At 44.5% G+C, this 18,922-nt stretch carries 15 protein-coding genes and 2 pseudogenes; 10 read left to right on the forward strand and 7 right to left on the reverse strand.

Annotated features, from left to right (window positions below; genetic code table 11):
• Positions 1–43 precede the first annotated feature (43 nt).
• From ACWJJS_RS08035 to ACWJJS_RS08050, 4 genes are all read left to right on the forward strand, one after another.
• A complete protein-coding gene (locus ACWJJS_RS08035) occupies positions 44–283 on the forward strand; it encodes a transcriptional regulator SplA domain-containing protein (protein WP_003154646.1) in 240 nt (79 codons plus the stop codon).
• A gap of 86 nt (positions 284–369) precedes the next feature.
• Entirely contained in the window at positions 370–1,398 is a 1,029-nt protein-coding gene (gene splB / locus ACWJJS_RS08040; RefSeq protein WP_003154644.1) for a spore photoproduct lyase, read from the forward strand.
• 127 nt (positions 1,399–1,525) lie between these two features.
• The gene (locus ACWJJS_RS08045) at positions 1,526–3,493 is read left to right on the forward strand and encodes a methyl-accepting chemotaxis protein (RefSeq protein ID WP_044053153.1); all 1,968 of its coding nucleotides are present in this window, start codon (positions 1,526–1,528) and stop codon (positions 3,491–3,493) included.
• 80 nt (positions 3,494–3,573) lie between these two features.
• Complete coding sequence (locus ACWJJS_RS08050) at positions 3,574–4,440, forward strand: NAD(P)-dependent oxidoreductase (protein ID WP_003154640.1); 867 nt, start codon at positions 3,574–3,576, stop codon at positions 4,438–4,440.
• Positions 4,441–4,475: 35 nt separating this feature from the next.
• Here the strand turns inward: ACWJJS_RS08050 and ACWJJS_RS08055 are convergent, their stop codons facing one another.
• A complete protein-coding gene (locus ACWJJS_RS08055) occupies positions 4,476–5,252 on the reverse strand; it encodes a CAP domain-containing protein (RefSeq protein WP_173612706.1) in 777 nt (258 codons plus the stop codon).
• Between the two features lie 339 nt (positions 5,253–5,591).
• Here ACWJJS_RS08055 and ACWJJS_RS08060 point away from each other — a divergent pair, with 339 nt between their 5' ends.
• Both ACWJJS_RS08060 and ACWJJS_RS08065 read left to right on the forward strand, forming a co-directional pair.
• Positions 5,592–7,724 carry a peptidoglycan D,D-transpeptidase FtsI family protein gene (locus ACWJJS_RS08060; protein WP_070081737.1) on the forward strand — a complete coding sequence of 711 codons (2,133 nt, stop codon included), beginning with the start codon at positions 5,592–5,594 and terminating at the stop codon, positions 7,722–7,724.
• A 177-nt stretch (positions 7,725–7,901) separates the two neighbouring features.
• Positions 7,902–9,722, forward strand: coding sequence for a PAS domain-containing protein (locus tag ACWJJS_RS08065; RefSeq protein WP_003154628.1), 1,821 nt, complete (start codon positions 7,902–7,904; stop codon positions 9,720–9,722).
• Here ACWJJS_RS08065 and ACWJJS_RS08070 read toward each other — a convergent pair.
• Together ACWJJS_RS08070 and ACWJJS_RS08075 are read right to left on the reverse strand one after the other, a co-directional pair.
• Positions 9,698–10,917 (reverse strand): annotated as a pseudogene (locus ACWJJS_RS08070) (aminotransferase A). The gene ACWJJS_RS08065 and the pseudogene ACWJJS_RS08070 sit on opposite strands and share 25 nt — an antisense overlap.
• A 200-nt stretch (positions 10,918–11,117) precedes the next feature.
• Positions 11,118–11,279: a hypothetical protein gene (locus ACWJJS_RS08075; protein ID WP_367069849.1), complete on the reverse strand. Its 162-nt coding sequence runs from the start codon at positions 11,277–11,279 to the stop codon at positions 11,118–11,120.
• Between the two features lie 188 nt (positions 11,280–11,467).
• Here ACWJJS_RS08075 and cheV point away from each other — a divergent pair, with 188 nt between their 5' ends.
• Complete coding sequence (cheV, locus tag ACWJJS_RS08080; RefSeq protein WP_003154623.1) at positions 11,468–12,379, forward strand: chemotaxis protein CheV; 912 nt, start codon at positions 11,468–11,470, stop codon at positions 12,377–12,379.
• A 42-nt stretch (positions 12,380–12,421) separates the two neighbouring features.
• Here cheV and ACWJJS_RS08085 read toward each other — a convergent pair whose 3' ends face one another.
• The 4 genes from ACWJJS_RS08085 to ACWJJS_RS08100 all read right to left on the reverse strand — a co-directional run bounded on the left by ACWJJS_RS08085 (position 12,422) and on the right by ACWJJS_RS08100 (position 15,809).
• The gene (locus tag ACWJJS_RS08085) at positions 12,422–12,886 is read right to left on the reverse strand and encodes a YkyB family protein (protein ID WP_003154622.1); all 465 of its coding nucleotides are present in this window, start codon (positions 12,884–12,886) and stop codon (positions 12,422–12,424) included.
• A 122-nt stretch (positions 12,887–13,008) separates the two neighbouring features.
• Positions 13,009–14,301 (reverse strand): MFS transporter, encoded by a 1,293-nt coding sequence (locus ACWJJS_RS08090; protein WP_172614648.1) that lies wholly within the window; start codon positions 14,299–14,301, stop codon positions 13,009–13,011.
• A gap of 75 nt (positions 14,302–14,376) precedes the next feature.
• Positions 14,377–14,871, reverse strand: a complete 495-nt coding sequence (locus ACWJJS_RS08095; protein WP_088037173.1) for a L,D-transpeptidase family protein — start codon at positions 14,869–14,871, stop codon at positions 14,377–14,379.
• Between the two features lie 74 nt (positions 14,872–14,945).
• The gene (locus ACWJJS_RS08100) at positions 14,946–15,809 is read right to left on the reverse strand and encodes a metallophosphoesterase (protein ID WP_077722139.1); all 864 of its coding nucleotides are present in this window, start codon (positions 15,807–15,809) and stop codon (positions 14,946–14,948) included.
• A 143-nt stretch (positions 15,810–15,952) separates the two neighbouring features.
• On the opposite strand from ACWJJS_RS08100, the gene fadH reads away from it, so the two are divergent.
• The 3 genes and pseudogenes from fadH (at position 15,953) to ACWJJS_RS08115 (ending at position 18,741) form a co-directional block, all read left to right on the forward strand.
• A complete protein-coding gene (gene fadH, locus ACWJJS_RS08105; RefSeq protein WP_003154618.1) occupies positions 15,953–16,717 on the forward strand; it encodes a 2,4-dienoyl-CoA reductase in 765 nt (254 codons plus the stop codon).
• Positions 16,718–16,827: 110 nt separating this feature from the next.
• Positions 16,828–17,376, forward strand: a pseudogene (locus tag ACWJJS_RS08110) (hypothetical protein).
• 144 nt (positions 17,377–17,520) lie between these two features.
• Entirely contained in the window at positions 17,521–18,741 is a 1,221-nt protein-coding gene (locus ACWJJS_RS08115) for an EAL domain-containing protein (protein ID WP_003154615.1), read from the forward strand.
• Positions 18,742–18,922: the final 181 nt, after the last annotated feature.

Consider the following 18,922-nt stretch of genomic DNA (forward strand, 5'->3'; position numbering starts at 1 on the left):
GGAAAAAAGGGGGGAACAATAACGATCAACAGGAGGGATTATCATGACAAAATCATTTGCAGCGGGGGATACGGTCTATGTGATTTACCGCAATCCGCATGCCGCCAATGTTGCCCATATTAAAGAGGCGGAGATCGTCCATCACCCATATCATGAGGGAGAACTGTCTCTGTTTTTATACGAAACCTATCATCCGCTGGCCGAAGATGACGCGGTCTTTTCGACATATGAGGAAGCGGAAGCGCTTTACAGCGAGCTTTTTGAAGAAGACCGGTACCATTGATCAAAGGAAATGTTTACAACGCATATTCACTCTCTTTTAAACGGAAAGTAACAACATGAGAAAATGTAAAAAGGGAGTGTCAGTTCATGCTGAAGCCGTTTGTGCCCCAGCTTGTTTATATAGAACCGAGAGCGCTCGAATACCCGTTAGGACAAGAGCTGAAGAATAAGTTTGAAAACATGGGGCTTGAGATCAGAGAAACAACATCGCATAATCAAGTCCGGAATATTCCGGGGAAAAATCACTTGCAGCAATACCGGAACGCGAAATCAACATTGGTAATCGGCGTCCGGAAAACACTGAAATTCGATTCTTCAAAGCCGTCCGCCGAATATGCCATTCCATTTGCGACGGGCTGTATGGGGCATTGCCACTATTGCTACCTGCAGACGACGATGGGATCAAAGCCTTACATCCGGACATATGTCAATGTGGAAGAGATTCTGGATCAGGCTGATGAGTATATGAAAGAACGGGCGCCGGAATTTACAAGATTTGAAGCCTCTTGTACGTCTGATATCGTAGGAATCGATCATCTGACACATACATTAAAAAGAGCCATTGAACATTTCGGACAAAGCGAATTGGGACAGCTCAGATTCGTGACTAAATTTCACCACGTCGATCATTTGCTTGATGCAAAACATAACGGAAAGACTAGGTTCAGATTCAGCATCAATGCCGATTATGTCATTAAGAACTTTGAACCGGGAACTTCTCCGCTCGACAAACGGATCGAAGCCGCCGTCAAAGTCGCTAAAGCGGGCTATCCGCTCGGTTTCATCGTGGCGCCGATTTATATTCACGATGGCTGGGAGGAAGGCTATAAGGAGCTGTTTGAGAAATTGGATGCGGCGCTTGATGAAGACGTTCGGCATGACATCACATTTGAACTGATCCAGCATCGTTTTACAAAACCGGCCAAACGGGTGATTGAGAAGAACTATCCGAAAACAAAGCTTGAGCTTGATGAAGAAAAGCGCAGGTACAAATGGGGACGCTATGGAATCGGCAAATATATATACCAAAAAGACGAAGAACATGCCTTAAGGGAAACACTCGAATCTTATATCGAAACCTATTTTCCGAAAGCAAAAATCGAATATTTTACGTAAGGCGGAGCTGTCGGCATGACGGCTCTTTTTTTTGCTGCGCCAAATGACGGAAATGTTTGATATTTATTTCAAGATTTATTCATTTTCTTGGCCGAAAGACCGATATAACTCTCAGGAGGGGATGGTTATGTTTAAAAAAATGCATATCAAAATTGCTGTGTTTGTCTCGGCAATGCTTATTGTAACGGTTGTTTTTTTAACGGTTTCTTCATATTTGACATTAAAGCCGATGATGACGGAGGAAGCAAAACGTACGACAGAGAATGTCACCAATTCACTCGGTCAGAACATTGAGCTTCAGCTGAAAAATGATGAGACCGTATTAATGAGATTAGCAGACGGTGAATTGTCCCGGTCTTTTCTATCAGATGGGAAGAAAGAAACCGCGCGGCTTTTTAACGATGAGTTAAAACAGATCGGACAGAATGACAAATATGTCGCGCTTGCGTACGTCGGAACCGCAAACAAACAAATGTTTACATATCCAAAGGCCGATTTTGCCAAAGACTATGATCCGACAAATCGAACGTGGTATAAGATGGCGGCTGAAAAACCCGATAAGGTTGTCTGGACTGACCCTTATAAAGATGCAGTGACGGGAGACATGATCGTGACGGCGTCAAAAGCCATTCAAAACAGCGGAACCGTCGTCGGAGTGGCGAGCTTAGATTTGAAGCTGTCCTCTATTCAGAGCATGGTCAACGAGCAAAAGGTTCCGTATAAAGGATTTGCCTTTTTAGCGGATGAAAACGGCTCTCTTCTGGCCCATCCGGCAAAACAGGGAAAAAATATTTCGGAAGATCAGACGTTAAAAGACATCACTGCGGACAAAGAAGGCATCAAAGAGCTGCAGGGGAACATGGTCGTCTACCAAACGGTAAAAGAAACAGGGTGGAAAGTCGGAACGCAGTTTGAAAAAGATCAGCTGATGGGAGTAGCCGACAAAATGAACACGGTGAGCATTTTTATGTCACTGATCGCCCTTGTGATTACGATCGGACTCAGCTATTTCCTAGCAAAAACGATAACCGGGCCGATTCAGCAGCTGATCGCAAAAACAAATTCAGTCTCAGCGGGAGATTTAACCGTCCGCGCTCAGACGAAATCAAAAGATGAAGTAGGCGAGTTAACAAAAGACTTTAACCAAATGGTTGAAAATATGAAAGAGATGGTCGAACAGGTCAAGGCCTCCTCAGAAAATGTGTCTGATACATCTGACCAACTAACCGTCATCTCACAGGAGACAAATGAAACGAGCGGACAAATCGCAAAAGCGATAGAGGAAGTCGCCGCCGGAGCGACAGAGCAAGCGTCAGAGGTTGAGACGATCAACGAAAAATCGGAAAATCTCTCAGTCAAAATAAAAGGAATCGCAGATCGCGCAGGCAGCATAAAACAACTCTCAAAGTCTTCAGAGGATGCCAGCTACAAAGGATTGGACGCGCTCGGGCAGCTGCTGATGAAGTCAAACGAAGCCAATTCAGAAACGAAAAAAGTAGAGGCAATGCTGAATGACCTGGAAGAACAAACGAAAAACATAGAAGAAGTCGTGACGGCAATATCCGCTATTTCAGACCAGACGAATCTCTTGGCGCTGAATGCGAGCATAGAAGCCGCAAGAGCGGGAGAAAGCGGACGGGGCTTTGCCGTCGTCGCTGAAGAAGTCCGCAAGCTTGCTGAACAATCAGCTCTTTCTTCCGGCCATATCAGTGAGACGGTCCGTCTGATTCAATCTGAGACAAAAGAAGCGTCACACGCGATGATTGAGGCAAGCAGAATGAATGATGAACAAAACAGCGCCATTCATGAAACGGGTGAGGTTCTCAATCTGATCACGACGGAAATGCAGTCTCTCGTTCAAGGGATAGATCATATTTACAATGACATTCAAAAAATGAGTGAAGAACAAGCCGCGATTCAAGAAGCGATTCAAAGCATCTCCGCCATTTCTCAAGAATCTGCGGCAGCGGCGGAAGAAGTGAATGCTTCTACTGATGAACAGCTCGTTACGCTTGAAAAAGTGAAGCAATCGACTGATATGTTAAAGAGCGCAAGCGAAGATCTGATCAGCGCCATTTCTAAATTCACCTTGTGACGCGGTCTCTATCAGCCTATAATATGGTAATATAGACATGAAAGAGTGATATATGAATCGCATCAGGGGAGGAAAGCGCAGTGAACAAAACGGTCGGATTTATCGGTTTGGGCGTCATGGGAAACAGTATGGCATCGCACATTTTAGAAGCGGGCTATCCTGTTTTAGTCTACACGCGGACGAAACAAAAAGCGGAAGAGATTCTGAATAAGGGAGCGGTCTGGCAGGAGACGGTCAAAGACCTTTCGGAAAAAGCAGACATCATTATTACCATGGTCGGCTATCCGAGTGATGTCGAGGAAATCTATCTCGGCGAAAACGGCATTCTCCGTCATGCAAAAGAAGGGGCGTTTGTCATTGACATGACGACATCAAAACCGTCTCTGGCGAAGAAAATAGCGGAGAAAGCCAAAGAAAAATCCATTCACGCCTTGGATGCACCCGTTTCCGGCGGAGACATCGGCGCGAGGAACGGAACGCTTGCCATTATGGCCGGAGGAGAAAAAGAAGCGTTTGAAGCATGCCTGCCGCTTTTCTCCGTTATGGGGGAAAACATTCAGTATCAAGGACCGGCTGGCAGCGGCCAGCATACGAAAATGTGCAATCAGATCGCGATTGCAGCGGGGATGGTCGGAGTGGCTGAAGCGATGGCTTACGCGGAAAAATCCGGTCTGAACCCGGAACAAGTGCTGAAAAGCATTACAACCGGAGCGGCTGGCAGCTGGTCATTGTCAAACCTCGCTCCCCGTATGCTGAAAGGCGATTTTGCGCCCGGATTTTACGTGAAACACTTTATTAAAGACATGGGCATTGCCCTTGAAGAAGCGGAGCTGATGGGAGAAGAAATGCCCGGATTGGCGCTTGCCAAATCATTGTACGACAAGCTTTCCGCGCAAGGTGAAGAAAACAGCGGAACTCAAAGTATTTATAAGCTTTGGGTGAAATAAAAAAGATTGCCCGCCGGGGCAATCTTTTTTATTATTTATTTTCCGATAAATTGCTGTGTCCAGATGTTACCTGATTCTACATAACCGACACCGATTTGAGTGAACTCAGGATTCATGATGTTCTTTCTGTGGCCTTCACTGTTCATCCAAGCTTTAACGACAGCTTCAGGAGTCGTCTGCCCTTTGGCGATATTTTCACCGGCAGTTTTATAAGTGATTCCGAAAGACTTCATCATATCGAAAGGTGAGCCGTAAGTCGGACTTTGGTGATCGAAATAGTTTTTGTCTTTCATATCTTGTGATTTTGCGTGAGCTGATTTGCTTAATTTTTCATCAATCTGCAGAGGTTTTAAGCCTTGCTTTTGTCTCTCTGCATTTGTCAATTCAACGACTTTCTTTTCGTACGCACTGACAGATGAAGGAGTTTTCTCGCTGCTGTTGTTTGTGTTATCTGTCTGCTTTGCATTGTCAGCCGTCTGGTTTTGATCGGCTTTCGGTTTTTCGGCAGCTGCCGGAGCCGTTTTTGCCGGTGTTTCTTTTTGTACATCCTTAACTGTCATGTCAGAATGCTTGGCGTGTTTTTGCAGCAGCTGAGTCAGTTCTTTCTCATTTTTAACGTTCAGCTGTTTCGCGCTCGTTTTCATATGTAGTTTTTCAACAGCCTCTTGAAGAGTCAGATGCTGTACGGTGTTTCCTTTTTTCACAGTAACGACGTGCTGGCATGACAGCTCTTTGGCAGATGCCTGCTGAATGCCTCCGAATGTAATCAAACTGACTGCCGCGGCGGCAGATAAGAGAAATGCTTTTTTCATAAGTTTATAGCCTCCCAGAGAAGTTGTTTTTTCTACATGAAAAATCTTATCACAGCTTTTTTGTCATAATGCAGGCAGCCATTTCCTTTGACAACAAACGTTTGTCATAATTGTAATTGAGCACAGAAAAATGGCTTTATATCAGTAAAAACGATCTGTATTTATTTTTTAAAATCCGTTACATCTCTTCAAATTATTTGAAGTGTTAGATATATTTTAAGATAATTTGATCTTGACAGTTTTTTTTACCCGTTTTCGCTGTAACAACTTTTACAAAAATGTTACAATTAAAATCTGTTTATGTAAATATATTCAATGATTTGAGAGGTGTAACAGAAAGTGGCTGAAGTCGCGCGCGAACCAAAGAAAAAAACGAAACGTTACAGAGCGCTGAGAATGAATCTCTATTTTTTGATTGTTTTTCTTCTCTTTACTGCACTGATTTTTAAACTCGGCATCGTCCAGATTGTCGAAGGGGATAAACACCGCCAGGATGCAGAGAAGGCAAATGCAAAAACCGCCTATTATCCGACACCGCGGGGAAAAATGTATGACAAGCGGAACAGGGTAGCGGTTGATAACCAGGCTGTGCCTGAAATTGTATACGTTTCTACCTCAAAAACCTCGGCAAAGGACAAATTGAAAACGGCAAAAAATCTCGCCGCACTGATCCATATTGATACTGAATTTATGAAGGATCGAAATATCATTGATTACTGGCTTGCCGCACATCCGAAGAAGGCGGAAAAGCTTATGAAGGATTCAGAAAACAGCCTGAAATCCCAAGAAGTATACAAACGCCAGATTGAACGCGTCCCGAAGCAGGAGATTGACGCGATCAAAAAAGATAAAAAAGAGCTGCAAATTGCGGCGATTTATACGCGTTTTTCAAGCGGCAACGCCTATCAGCCGCAAGTCGTCAAATCAATGGACCCGAATAAGCTGAACGGAAACGGAAACAGCGGTTCACTGCTTGACGAGCATGACAACAACAAGCAAAAACCGAAAAGCGACCTGACATATGAAGAAGTTTCCGTCGTATCCGAGCACTTGAAAGAGCTCCCCGGCATTGACGTAATCAATGACTGGACGCGGAAATATCCGTACGACAAAACACTGTACTCTCTGTTCGGCGGTGTGACGACACCGGAACAGGGATTGTTGGGCGAACGGAAAGATTACTATGTCACAAGAGGCTACTCACTGAATGACCGGGTGGGTAAAAGCTACATTGAATATCAGTATGAAGACTATTTAAACGCACATAAAGAAAAAGTAGAGTATGTGGAAAACAGCAAAGGTGAAGTCGTCAGCCAAAAGCCCGTCGATGAAGGCAGCAGAGGCTACGATCTGCAGCTCTCGCTCGATATGGAATTACAGTCGAAAGTCGAAAAAGTCATTGAAAAAGAGCTGAGAAGAAGCCGCGCTGCAGGCAACTATATGGTTGACAGAGGGTTTGCCGTCATGATGGATCCGAACAACGGGGATATTCTCTCAATGGCGGGGAAACGCATCGATCTCGAAACGAATAAAACACAGGATTTTGCGATCGGAGCATTTACGACCCAATATGAGATGGGCTCTTCTGTTAAAGGAGCGACTGTTCTTGCGGGTTACCAAAGCGGCCTCCCGCATTATAAAACGTTTGTCGATGCACCGCTTAAGTTTAAAGACGGCACGGAAAAGCGCTCGTGGACACAAATGGGGACCATTACTGAGCTGACCGCGCTGCAAAGAAGTTCAAACATATATATGTTTCATGTGGCCATGCATATCGCGGGCATTACTTACGTTCCGCACGGCACGCTGCCGGCCGGATTAGATGATATTAAAAAAATGCGCAACTACTACGCTCAATTCGGTTTGGGTGTGAAGACCGGGATTGATCTTCCGCAGGAATCAGCGGGCATGCAGTCAAATCCGCAAATGGTCGGGGGATTGCTGCTTGACTTTGCGATCGGACAGTTTGATACGTATACGCCGCTTCAAATGGCTCAATATATTTCAGCCATCGCAAACGGCGGGTATCGCGTCCAGCCGCGGATCGTCACAAGCATTCATGAACCGGACAGCAAAAACAAGATTGGAAAAGCGATTGAACAGCGCGATATTAAAATTTTGAACAAAGTAAATAACAGCCCGAGCGATTTTGACCAAGTTCATAAAGGAATGAAGTTGGTCACAAGCTCACCTCAAGGAACGGCTTATTCAACATTCCAAGGTTCCGGCGCCGATGTTTCCGGAAAAACGGGAACCGCGCAGACGCACTATTACGGCACGAACAAAAACTGGTGGGGGCAAGAGACGTATAACCTGACCTTTGTCGGCTATTATCCGTCAGAACATCCACGAGTGGCATTCAGCGTCGTCGTTCCGTCTGTTCGAGATGATAAAGATCATATCAGTAAAAACATTGCCAAAGGAGCAGTTGACGCTTACAAAGAACTTGAAAAGAAATACAATAAAAAATAACAAATGAAAGGGCGGCCGAACATATCGTGCGCCCTTTCTTTCATTCAGGAAAATTGACGTTCACAATAAGAATAGAAGGAGAATGCTCATTTTTTAGCGAATCAATCTAGTGGAATTTCTTTTTATATCAGTCCGTGTCCAGCCTGCAGTGCGAGTATAATGCAAAGGAGGGATTCTGTGGAACAGGATACTCAGCATGTCAAACAGTTTCAATCGAAAACCGATCTTCATGCCGTTTTGACGTCTAACGGGCGTATTATGTATATTTCTGCAAACTGCAAATCGTATTTCAGTTATTCTCAGGAAGAGATGATCGGGTCATTTCTCAAAACGTTCCTGCATGAAGAAGATCAATTTTTGGTTGAAAGTTACTTCTATAATGAGCATCATTTGATGCCTTGCACCTTTCGTCTTATTAAAAAAGATCATACCATCGTATGGCTTGAAGCGGGTGTGGAAATTGTCACACCGCAAATGGAGGGGACGGATCGGGAAATCATCCTCAAAATCAAGGTGCTTGAGGAGAAGACGCCCCGCCGGCCTTATATGTATGAACAAAAGAAGCAAAAGGCAGAACAACAGTCTGAAGATGCGGCTGGAAACGGCGAATTCGAGCGTCTTGTCGAAATGCTGCCGAATCCTTTATATGTCAGCATCAACGGCACAATCGCCTACGCCAACAACGCGATGCTTGCCATGCTGGGAGCCGAAAGCAAAGACGAGGTAATCGGCAGGCGCTCTTATGAGTTTATTGAAGAAGAGTATCACGACATTGTGAAAAACCGAATTGTGCGGATGCAAAAAGGAATGGAAGTCGGAATGATCGAACAGACGTGGAGAAGGCTCGACGGCACGCCCGTTCATTTAGAAGTGAAGGCGGCACCGACGACATATAAAAATCAGCGGGCGGAATTGCTGCTTCTGATTGATATTTCTTCACGGAAAAAATTCCAAACGATTCTGCAAAAAAGCAGAGAACGTTATCAGCTCCTCATTCAGAATTCAATTGACACGATCGCCGTGATTCACAATGATAAGTGGGTATTCATGAATGAATCGGGCATTTCGCTGTTTGAGGCTGAAACATATGAAGATTTAATCGGGAAAAACGTCTATGATCAGCTTCATCCCTGTGATCATGACGGCGTGAAACAGCGGATCCAAAATATTATCAACCGAAAGACCGAGTCAGAAATTATTAAGCAATCGTGGTTTACCTTTAAAAACCGGCTGATCTACACGGAAATGGTCTGCATTCCGACGACGTTTTTCGGAGAAACGGCCGTGCAGGTCATTCTGCGTGACATTTCTGAGCGGAAGCAGACGGAGGAATTAATGCTGAAGTCGGAAAAGCTGTCTATCGCAGGGCAGCTGGCAGCGGGGATCGCTCACGAAATCCGCAATCCGCTGACGGCGATCAAAGGATTTTTACAGCTCATGAAGCCGACGATGGAGGAAAACGAACATTACTTTGAAATTGTGTTTTCTGAACTGAGCAGAATCGAATTAATTTTAAGTGAGCTTTTAATGCTTGCCAAACCTCAGCAAAACGCCGTGAAAGAGCGTGTAAACTTAAAGAAAATTATAAGTGAAGTGACCGCTCTTTTAGAGACGCAGGCGAATCTTAAAGGGATTTTTATCAAAACGGATTACGAACATGACAGCATGTATATTAACGGTGATCAAAATCAGCTGAAACAGGTGTTTATCAATCTGATTAAAAATGCCGTTGAGTCGATGCCGGATGGGGGAACGGTTCACATCATCATGACAGAAGATGAGTATTCCGTTAATGTGACGGTGAAAGACGAGGGTGACGGGATACCGGAAAACGTGCTGAAACGAATAGGCGAACCGTTTCTGACAACGAAAGAAAAAGGAACCGGCCTGGGGCTGATGGTCACATTCAACCTTATTAAAAACCATCAGGGAGCCATCCAAGTAGACAGCAAACCGGACAGAGGCACGGCCTTTCACATTACATTCCCGAAACAATAAAAAAACAACGGCGTTATGCCGTTGTTTAAATAGTCTGCATGGATTCTCTCGTTTTTAAAATAAATGCTTCCAGCCGGTCCAAGCCTTCTCTCAATGTATCCAGTGAATATGCGAATGACAGCCTCACATACCCTTCACCCAATTTTGAAAACGAGCTGCCGGGCACAAGAGCCACACCTGCATCCTCTAAAAGAGCCATACTAAAATCAAACGATGACATTCCGAATGACTTAATGGAAGGGAAGATATAAAATGCGCCTGACGGCTTTACGACGTCAAGCCCCATTGAAACAAGACGGTCATATACATAGTCAAGCCGCTTTTTATACTGTTCTCTCATAATAAGCGCATCATCAACACCGTTTGTCACCGCTTCAAGAGCCGCTTTCTGAGAGATTGAAGACGCGCATGTCACACTGTATTGGTGAACTTTTAAGATGTGCTTGGCAATTTCTTTCGGTGCGAAAATGAAACCGATTCTCCAGCCCGTCATGCTGTGTGATTTTGACAGGCCGTTGATGACGATCGTCTGGTCTCTCAAATAAGACGCGATCGAATAATGCGGTCTGTCATAGGTTAATTCGCTGTAAATCTCATCAGACAGGACAAAAACATTTCTGCCCTTCAGGACGGCTGCGATGTTTTGCAGCTCTTCCTCAGACAATGTCACTCCGGTCGGATTTGACGGATAAGGAAGAATGACGCATTTTGTTTTTGGTGTCAGCGATTCTTCAATGAGCCGCGCCGTCAGCTTAAATCCGTGAGTCGTCGTATCTACATGGACCGGAACGGCGCCCGACATGCGGATGATCGGTTCGTAGCCCGGATATATCGGGCCGGGGAGAATAACTTCATCGCCTGGAGATAAAATCGTCCGCAAAGACGCGTCAATCGCTTGGCTTGCCCCGGTTGTGACAATGATTTCAGTTTCAGCTTCATAATTCAAATCAGCTTTTTTCTTCATATAAAGCTGTACGGCCTGTCTCAGCTCATGGCCGCCCGCGTTCGGAGTATATGCCGTTGCGTTCTCGTCGATTGCCTTTTTGGCAGCCGCTTTGACATGGTGCGGCGTGAAGAAATCCGGCTGGCCGATCGTAAGCGAAATGACATTGTCGTGCTGAGCTACAAGATTTGAGAATTTGCGAATTCCTGAAATTTCAATTTCTTTTACATTCGGATTAAGCAAATGTTCCATAATTCATCACCTTATACTATATATTGAGTTTATCCTATTTTACCACTAGCTGAGCATTTGTCATCTTTTTATTAAACTATCCCGAGTATATGTCCGATATGTGAAAACATACCTTCTTTCAGAAAAAAATAAGACAACCAGCTGAAATGATTGTCTTCATTGTATCATGATCTATCTATTGTGATATGTGGCGAATGTCATTAATACCCGTATTCAAAGCTGACGTCTTCCCGCCATAAGATGTATGGAGCAGGCTTGTCGGGACGATCTTCCGCCTCTTTTTTCATTTGCAGGTAAGCCGTTTTGCTGATATCTTCTAACACCGTCATTTGATCTTGGTCGAATATGACTACTGTACCCATTTATTACACCCTTCTTCCTGAAAAATCCTTGACTATTTTACCACTCGATGTCAAAAAGTCAATGGGATATCAGAAAAAAGCATCTTTTTATAAAGAGTTCATGGCCAGTTGGCCCGAATACATTCACTTTTTCCGTTTACAGCCGATATATACAGTACAATACTGAATGCGGATAGCGAGGGATTGAATTGTCTTTACAACAATACGATATTTTATTGGATTCAGGCACAAACGAATTAGAAATCGTCAAATTTGAAGTAGGCGTCAATACATTTGGCATAAATGTGATGAAAGTCCGGGAAATCATTCAGCCGGTAGATGTCACATCTGTGCCTCAGTCTCATAAAGACGTAGAAGGGATGATTAAGCTGAGAGGCGAAATTCTTCCCGTCATCAGTCTGTATACCTTTTTCGGCGTTGATGCCGAAGGAGCAAAAGACGATAAATATATCGTAACGGAATTCAACAAGCGGAAAATCGTCTTTCACGTCGGTTCCGTTTCACAAATCCACAGGGTGTCCTGGGAGGCGATTGAAAAGCCGACTTCCCTGAACCAGGGCATGGAGCGGCACTTAACGGGAATCATCAAACTGGAAGACACGATGATCTTTCTGCCTGATTATGAAAAGATCATTTACGATATTGAATCAGCATCCGGTGTTGAGACTTATCATGTCCATCAGGAAGGATTTGATGAAAGACGGGCGGGTAAAAAACTGATTATCGTTGAAGACTCGCCGCTTCTGATGCGTCTTTTGACGGATGAGCTGACTGAGGCGGGGTACAGTGAAATCGTTGCGTTTGAAAACGGAAAAGAAGCGTATGATTACGTCGTGGAACTGACGGATAACGGAGCAAACCTGTCAGATCATATTGACATGATTATCAGTGACATTGAGATGCCGAAAATGGACGGGCATCGTTTGACGAAGCTCCTTAAGGATAACCCGCAAAGCTCTGATGTGCCGATTATGATTTTCTCGTCCCTCATTACGGACGACCTGCGCCACCGGGGCGAAGTAGTCGGAGCGGATGAACAGATCAGCAAGCCTGAAATCAGCGAGCTCATTAAAAAAGTGGATACGTACGTGATTGAATAGAAAAAAGCCGATGCATGACGCATCGGCTTTTTTGCGGCGGAATTAAAAATAACTCTCACCAAGTTTTTTAAATACGGGTTTATGATAAGCGGGCTGCTGCCTGTTGGCGGCAAGCGGTTTTTCCTTTAAGCCCACATATTTTTGCAATACGTTTTTCGCTTTTGTCAAAGACATTTGTGCTTTAGGATTGCGGTACGATTGATTTAACGTACCTAAATGCGGAAGATGCTGGAAGTCTTCTTTTGTTGGAGGCATGTGAAAATAGTAGTCTCCGATAGAGATAAGTACGTCTGACTGCTGTTGGCTAAACCTGGGATTATTTGAAAAGTGAAGCCCTATTTTTTTCCCTTTGCCTTCTTTCACAAGCTTTTGTAATGCCCGTTTTTTCAGCAGATAAAGGTATTTAGGGTTGGGGGCGGTTTTTGCATGGCGGTTCACAGTATAAACAGCTTTTGAAAGATTCTCGATGGTTGGCTGCAGCTCTTTCGAATAAGCGTGGTCGTCCATTATTTCTCTCCTTTGCATTGATCAAGTTCATATATAGATTATACTTTTTTAGCGTTGAAATGCAAATATTGATTATAAAAATACGCCTTTTTCTGATGAAAAGGGCGCATTTTTTTCCTTTATTAGACAGGTTTCGCATGTTTTTCGGAATCAGCCTTTAATGATTGCTGTACATCGACCTCTGCTGCCTCGGCGCTGTATTTCGGAAGAGCGATAAAATAGAACACAAATACCGCTAAAATCACAATTCCCATGCCGTAATAAAGGTAATCAATATTGGCAACGAATTTCGGAAATAACAGGGCAACCAATCCGAGTGTAATCGATTGGGCAAACATCATAAAAGGATCCTGCCAGCCGCTGACCCGGCCCATTATTTTCGGATGAACGATTTTCGGCATCCAGCCCCCGATGGCGATATTGACGGGGCCGATGCACATGCCGAGGGTGAAAGCCGCCGCATAATAAATCCACAGCTTATCCGTATAGCCGAGGACAAAAATGAGCAGTCCGGCTGCCAAAATAGGAATCGACATCAAATGATGCGGTTTGACTTTTTTTGCGATCATCGTTCCGATCACACTTCCTGCAAGCAGGCCGAAGCCGAGTGCGACGGTGAAGATGGAAGTATGTGATTCGTAATGATCAGGCGCAAGTCCGTATTTCATCGTAAACATCGGCAGTACGGCAAAGCCGCCGTTGACAAAACCAAAGATAAAAAAGCCGAAAATAAGGGAAGCAAGCAATTTGTTTTTAACAATATATACGATCCCTTCCTTAAAATCAGCGACCGAGTCTTTCAGAAACGAATCTCTCCATTTAAAAGGGCCGTTCGGCTGACGGGCTTCTTTCGGAATGCGGCAGGCGCGGATCAGAAAGCCTGATACAATAAAGCTGACAAAATCAAGGATAATGGCTCCGTGAATACCGATCGTTTTATACATAAACGCGCCCATACCGACGCCGAATACCATAAAGATGCTGAACAGGATCTGGTTAAGTCCCGCCGCTTTCGCATAATGCTCCTTAGGCAGAATAGCTTGTACAAGGCTGGCTTCCGCCGGGAAAAAGAACTTGGTCACGGCGCTTCTGATGAACAAAATACAGAACACGAGAGGGATGCTCCCGGTGTATAATGCGGCAAACAATATGATCGTCAGTCCGGCTCTGATCCAGTCACAATTCTCTGCGACCTTTTTCCTGTCAAGCCGGTCAGCTGCGACACCGACAATCAGAAATACGAAAACTGTCGGCAGTGAATACATCAGCTCAGCCAAAGTTGTGTATGCCGGCTGGTTTGAAAAATGGTCCAGCAAGTAAAAAGCGAAAGCCATATTACCTACAGTCGTTCCCATTTGAGAAGCGAGTGCTGCGAAAAAGAGACGGACAAAATTGCGATTTTTAAATATATCCATAAACACGCTCCTTACCCTAAAGGTCCCACTGTAATATATTATCATCAGCTCGTTCCATTAACAAATAAGATCTTTCTATCTTATAATCGTCACCCTTGTTCCATTAGGAACGGTAGCCGCAAGTTCAGTGACGTCCTGATTATACATCCGGATGCAGCCTTTTGATACCGCTTTGCCGATGGAGGAAGGATTATTTGTTCCGTGAATGCCGTAATGAATTTTAGAGAGGCTGAGCCAATAAGCGCCGAACGGGCCGCCGGGCTTAGGCTGGCGGTTCACAATGTAAAATTCTCCGGTCGGCGTGGTCGTCAATATTTTTCCGACTGCGATGGGGTACGTACGGATGAGCCTGCCAAGGCGGTATAACTCCAGTTTCTTCGCTCCGATATACACGACAATGGAATAGGGGATGGTGGATGGGTCGGGAAGATTCGGTATGATAATATGCTGTCCCGCGTATATGACCGATTGGATTGAGGGATTTGCCTGAAGGAGAGCAGCAGTGCTTATTCTGAAGTCTTGCGCAATGCTTGAGATGGTTTCTCCTTGTTTCACTTGATATGTCAGCAGTTTCATCACCCTCCTTTTTGCTCTTTTCCATATACATATTACGGAGGGGGTGTCTGTGCATCGGGATAAAAGTCTTATTTTTGTACGGTTTTCAATGTGAACAGCGTGATTTCCGGTCTGGCTAAAAATCGATACGGCAGTCTTGTCGTACCGAGCCCGCGATTAACGTAGACGGTTGTGTCATGCAGCGTATACATGCCGTCGGTATACGTTTTTCCGTATGGAGGCGTAATGAGAGGGCCGAAAAACGGGAGCTGGACCTGGCCGCCGTGAGTGTGTCCCGACAGCTGGAGGTTTACGGGATATCCGCCGATCTTGAGAGCGGCATCAGGCTCGTGGACGATTAAAATGGAAAACGCATCTTCGGAAAGGCGGGACAGGGTGCCTTCATAATCGGGTTTTCCGAGCATTACATCATCCAAAAACGCGAGTTCAATCCGGCTTCCGTCTGTCAGCTGCACCTGACGGCAGCCATTTCGAAGCACTTGAAAATCAGCCGCTTCCATCAGAGCCTTGTACGTGTTCGTACCGTAGCCTCCGTGGTCATGGTTTCCGTAAACACAAAGTTTGCCGAAGGGAGCTTCCAGATTTTGCAGCACGGCGAGTGCTTGCTGGTGATCATTAAATAAATGCGGCTTATCAATTAAATCTCCCGTAAAGATGAGCAGATCGGGTTTCAGCTGATTGATCTTTTCCGCTGCTTTATTCAAGTCACCGGATGTAAACACATCACTGAGATGCGTATCGCTGAATTGAACGATTTTAAAATTGTCAAAGCCGCGGGGGATCAGGCGGCTGGTGATTGTATGACGGGTGATCTCAATCATGCGCGGTTCAATATACCGGGCATAGCCGTAACCTCCGCAAGCCGTTGCGAGAGTTGCACCCAAAATGCCGAATCCTCTTTTTAAAAATGTTCTTCTCGTCATTTTCTCCATATGTAAAACCAACCTTTGTCAGAGTTGTTCTATTATATCATCAGCCTGGCTGAAAAATCCCTTCTCAGCATGTAATGACGCGGAAAGACATCTATGATAAAATTATGAATGATTATTCATTCAATAAAAGGGGTGGGTTTGTTATGGATAAGAAAGCGGTAATCATTACAGGCGGTTCAAGCGGCATGGGAAAAGCAATGGCGAAAAAACAGGCTGAATTAGGATGGCATGTCATGGTGACAGGGAGGAACCATGAAGCACTTGAGGAAACAAAAAAAGAAATTGAGACCTTTGAGGGGCAGGTCGCCTGTTTTCAAATGGATGTCCGTTCTGATTCCGCCGCTTCAGACATGATTACAGAAGCGAAAAAAGTCTTTGGCCGGCTCGATGCGCTGATTAACAATGCGGCCGGCAATTTTATTTGCCCGGCAGAGAAGCTGACGCCCAATGGATGGAAAGCTGTTATTGAGATTGTTTTAAACGGCACATTTTTCTGCAGCCAAGCCGCGGCAAGGCATTGGATCGAGCAGGAGCAGAAGGGCGTCATCTTAAATATGGCCGCTACATACGCATGGGGAGCGGGAGCGGGTGTCGTTCATTCCGCTGCAGCCAAAGCGGGGGTATTGTCACTGACAAGAACGCTGGCCGTTGAATGGGGGAGCAAATACGGCATCCGGACAAACGCGATAGCCCCCGGCCCGATTGAACGGACAGGCGGTGCGGAGAAGCTGTTTGAATCGGAAAAAGCGGTGTCCCGCACTATGAACAGTGTGCCGCTCGGCCGTCTGGGGACACCGGAGGAAATCGCCGCTTTGGCAGCGTTTTTGCTATCCGATGAAGCATCCTATATAAACGGGGATTGTATCACAATGGACGGGGGGCAATGGCTGAATCCTTACCCGTTTTAATTTACATGACATATTTTGCGAAGCAAGCGAACGTTAAAGGTGAACGTTCGCTTGTTTTATTTTTCTATTCAAAATTATGATATAATTTTTAAAGATTAAGAGGTGAATAAGTGAAGAAATTATTAAAATGGTTCGTTGTACTATTTGTAAGCAGTTGCGTTATCATCTTTAATATTTGGCACTTTATCATTTGCGCTTTTACTCCGGAGTATTATCAAAATACCAATCTTACATCTGATGAAATAATCAGATTTGAAAAGCTATATCATATAGATTTTCCTGATGAAACGAAATTTATTAAAGCCAGGGAGTATTTGAGTGGGCTCGGAGGCGATACATCGGCTGTATGATATGTGTCTCTGCCAACCAAGCTGGCGGAAACAATTTTATCTGATTATACGTATATGCCAATAAATCATACTGATCATGCCGGTTCAATGTATGGAGTTGACGTTTCCAAGAGTGCTGGCGGGTTAACAACTCTTACATTTGGCACTTTAGATAAAAAAGGAACTTTCTTTCAGTTGAAACATGATGATGATTGGATATTTAACAGCACTGATTGGAGCCATTATTTTTGGACAGCCGCCGGTTATCATGCTCTTATATTTATCCTTTTATTTGTGATTGTGAAACAAATGAATAACGTCCTTAATTAACCGGTCTGAAGAGTGATCTTAAAAAGTTTTCCCCTTTTATTTTAAACTGCTGCCATACTGCCTCCTTTTTCCCCCTAATCTAAACATTTGTGGTGCTGATATAATTGTGTATAATCAGACAAAGATAGAGAAGCAGGTGATAACATGTTGGACCCACTTGATATACTGACGAATATTGATGATGTCATTCCGTATTACCAAGCGATTTTTAACGCTGAGGAACAAAGAGTCGTAGGCTACGAAGTGCTTGGGCGGATTTTGGCAGATGCGGAGATTGAGAGCCTCGGGCCGTTTTTCTTAGATTCCGGCATTCCGGAAGAATATAAGCTTGAGGTCGATGACAGAGTCATCAGGCAGGCGCTGGAGCGGTTTAAAGAAGCTGATCGCGATCTGTTGATTTTTATCAATCAGGATGCGAATGTATTGATGCTTGACCACGGAGAAAGCTTTCTTGAGCTTTTGAAAGAATACGAAGAGCAGGGCATTGAATTGAACCGTATTGTGCTTGAGATCACCGAGCACAATTTCGAAGGCGACATTGAACAGCTGTACCATATGCTTGCCTACTATCGTACATACGGCATTAAAATCGCGGTGGACAATATAGGTAAGGAGAGCAGCAACCTGGACAGAATCGCGCTCCTTTCACCGGACCTTCTGAAAATAGATTTGCAGGCGCTGAAGGTATCTCAGCCGTCACCATCATATGAGCATGTGCTGTACAGCATTTCATTGCTGGCGAGAAAAATCGGCGCCGCGCTGCTGTATGAAGATATAGAAGCTGATTTTCAGCTCCAGTACGCATGGAGAAACGGAGGCCGATTTTTTCAAGGCTATTATCTGCAGGCGCCGAGCGGCGATTTTATAGACCGGAGCCTGTTAAAAGCACGCTTGAAAACGGAGTTTCAGCAATTTATCACGAGAGAAAAAAAGAAGCTGGAGACAGTATACGAACACTCTGAGAATTTTTATAAGCGGGTCAATCAGGCAGTTTCCGAGCTGAAGAAAACCCATCAGGCGGACGATGAGTTTATTAAAAAACTGGCGGAAAACCTGACCGACTGCTGTTTCAGAATTTATATGTGTGATGAAGAAGGCTATCAGCTGACGGGAAATGTGTTCAAGCAGTCCGGCGAATGGCTTTATCAGCCTGAATACGTGGAGAAAAACTGGAGCTGGCGTCCGTACTTTTTAGAAAACATTATGAAGATGCGGAATTCAAGAAAAGGCTTTTTCAGTGACCTGTACAGTGATATTGAGACGGGTGAGATGATCAGAACCTTTTCATACCCGATGGATGACAATATGTATTTATTTATCGATCTGCCTTACTCTTATTTATATGAACAGGACGGGTTACTTTAAAGCGGCTGCTGTATGCCGCTTTTTTTTATAAATGTGAAAAAGTTTTAAAAAACGATTGACAATGATAGTGATAATCATTATCATTTAGTTATAGAGAGAAGTTACTCTCTGTTCCCCAACCCCTCTATCAGATCAAGATCCGAAAAAGCTTGGCGCTACCCCCGCCAAGTTTTTTTATGCT

Source organism: Bacillus sp. JK106 (assembly GCF_053663355.1).